This window comes from Piscirickettsia salmonis LF-89 = ATCC VR-1361, assembly GCF_000297215.2.
In the GTDB taxonomy this organism is placed as follows: Bacteria; Pseudomonadota; Gammaproteobacteria; order Piscirickettsiales; family Piscirickettsiaceae; genus Piscirickettsia; species Piscirickettsia salmonis.
This window is the reverse complement of sequence record NZ_AMFF02000038.1, coordinates 7,675-9,900: the sequence shown is the minus strand read 5'-3', so window position 1 is coordinate 9,900 and position 2,226 is coordinate 7,675. Positions and strand designations below refer to the sequence as shown.

General features: G+C 37.8%; 1 protein-coding gene. It reads left to right on the top strand.

Features of this window, described 5'->3' with window-relative positions:
• Positions 1–86 precede the first annotated feature (86 nt).
• Positions 87–2,129 (top strand): hypothetical protein, encoded by a 2,043-nt coding sequence (locus C200_RS04650; RefSeq protein ID WP_016212061.1) that lies wholly within the window; start codon positions 87–89, stop codon positions 2,127–2,129.
• The last annotated feature ends 97 nt before the right edge of the window (positions 2,130–2,226 follow it).

The window sequence follows — 2,226 nt, the reverse complement described above, 5'->3', positions numbered from 1 at the left end:
TAAGAAGAGAGCACAAGAAAATAACTTTTCTGAAGTTCACTATAATTTTTCGCAACAGTACCTTAGATTCCCCCAAGGAGAAAGCCATGCCGACAATTAGGCCTGTAAAAATAAACCACGGTGAAATATCAAGTAAAGAGCAAAGTGATATACTTGTCATTGGTAGCGGTTATGAGGTTTCTTTCAGAGACTCTGCAGCAATTACCGCACAATCAAGCCAAGGTAACTACGGCCTGCTACATACCACCGGTATAGGTAAACAGGCTGATGGCAGCCTGAGTAACTGGCTAAATGAATTACAAGCCGCTCTAGGCAATAACATCACCTTTCACATCATCGATCCATGCAACAATCAGCCAGAGTCCTATCAGAATGATTTAGAAAGGGCCTGTTTAAAACTTAAAATCAAAGCCACTGTTTACTCTTTTAAAAATGCTAGACCAAACCAAACAGTCATGATCAATAACGATGGAATCAATATAACAGGCCTGCAGCCTTGCGAAAGTAAAATCTACCCAGATCAAACCTTAACAACACAAGCAGCACAGTTAGCAAAAAAAAACAAAACAGATCTTAAAATAAATACACTAACTGCGTCCACGCTTTCACAGCAAAGCCAAGAAGAATTTATTGATGCAATCAACATACAACTGCAGGAGACTATTGATACACTAGAAGGTGCCATGCTAAAGAGCACAAGGTTGCTTGGCAAAACTAAAAATACTAAAGCAAAACTAAATAAAACTATTTCCGAAATTTCAATAAAAAGGCAAGCAGCAGAAGAATTAAAAGAGTTTCAAGAAATTTTACCCAGGTTTGCCATCTATCTCAAACAGCCAGTAACTAAAGAATTTCTTAAATTTGCACAGTCGATAACCAGCCAATACTATAAACAAACAGAAACCTACTGCCCATTGTCATCGACAAAAACTAGCTATATCAGCATAAGAAAAAAACAGTCCGATGCAATACAAACTTTCAATGCTTTCTTTGAAAAATTAAACCAAGATTTTATCAAGCTGGGCGCGACAACCAACCATCGCACTCTACAACCTCTCCTTATCTATGGCCCTGGTGGCCAGTTAGGTCCTGAAGCCATTCAGTTAAACAATGATTGGTTTGTTATAACATCGATACAAAACTTGCCTGTGGAAATAAACTGTTATGGCTTCATCAATAAGATTAATCAAAAAATATATAATGCTATTTATGAAATAGAAAATCGCAGTATCCTTTCAACAATTCCTATCAACACAACGGATCTACTTAATTTAAAAACTCTTCAAGAGCAATTAAATCAATTAACGACAGAACCAACACAGATTTTGACTAAAAAATTTGTGCAGCTTATAAGAAAAAACATTAAGCAATATTATGAGCAATGCTATCAAAATAAAGCAGGCTTGCCGATCCATCTGGCCAATCGTTTCAAACTTGCTACAGACCCAACAATCAATCATTTATTCTTGATGTTAGAGCAGAATTTTTTAAGTGTGCTATCACAGCCTGATTGGCCTGCTTCAACAATTGATCCCTCAATCCATACATTTGATCATAATGGCATGATTATCGAGCGTGATGATTGTACTGAATTAAAACCGATTCCTTCTTTAAAAGCAGATTTATATAAAAGTGTAAATAGCCAACAGCTGCTGATTCAGACAATTAAGTGCTCATTAAGTCATGCGATTGTACAGCTCAAAAAAGACATGCCAATCTTAATCACTCAACAAAGCGAGCTAAAAACACTCATAGCACTCCAACTAGCCTTGGATCAATCATCAATTAAGCAGCCCGAACGGCCATTAACACTGCCGTTTATTCAGTCTCTCAAAAAGACTATTGCTCTATATCAACAAAAAATGCCAGATAAAGCGTCGTCGATTACTGATTGCTTATTCAACGAGCTAGATAATCAGCTCAGTAGTTTACTACTCAGTGATGATTTAATTTTTAATCTGACTGAAGATCACACTTTAACTTCGCCTAACCAAAGCGCCACTGATGAGACTGAATATTCACAAGAGTTTTCTCCGACACTATTTCAACACCACTATCGGCAGAATCAAGATTATATTCAGCGTTGCGAGCCAAGGAGTGCTAAGCACGGGGTGAGTAGGCCGAGGTAGGTTCGGGTTTTTAGCAGAGCGGAGTTGTGAAAGGCCGTTTGGGTCTGTAGCAAGCGTAACGAGTGTCTAAAATCTATACGAATCGTAGAGTCATGTG

Excerpts from the sequence above, each read along its gene's own strand:
- C200_RS04650 (WP_016212061.1), top strand. The coding sequence starts at position 87 with ATGCCGACAATTAGGCCTGTAAAAATAAACCACGGTGAAATATCAAGT.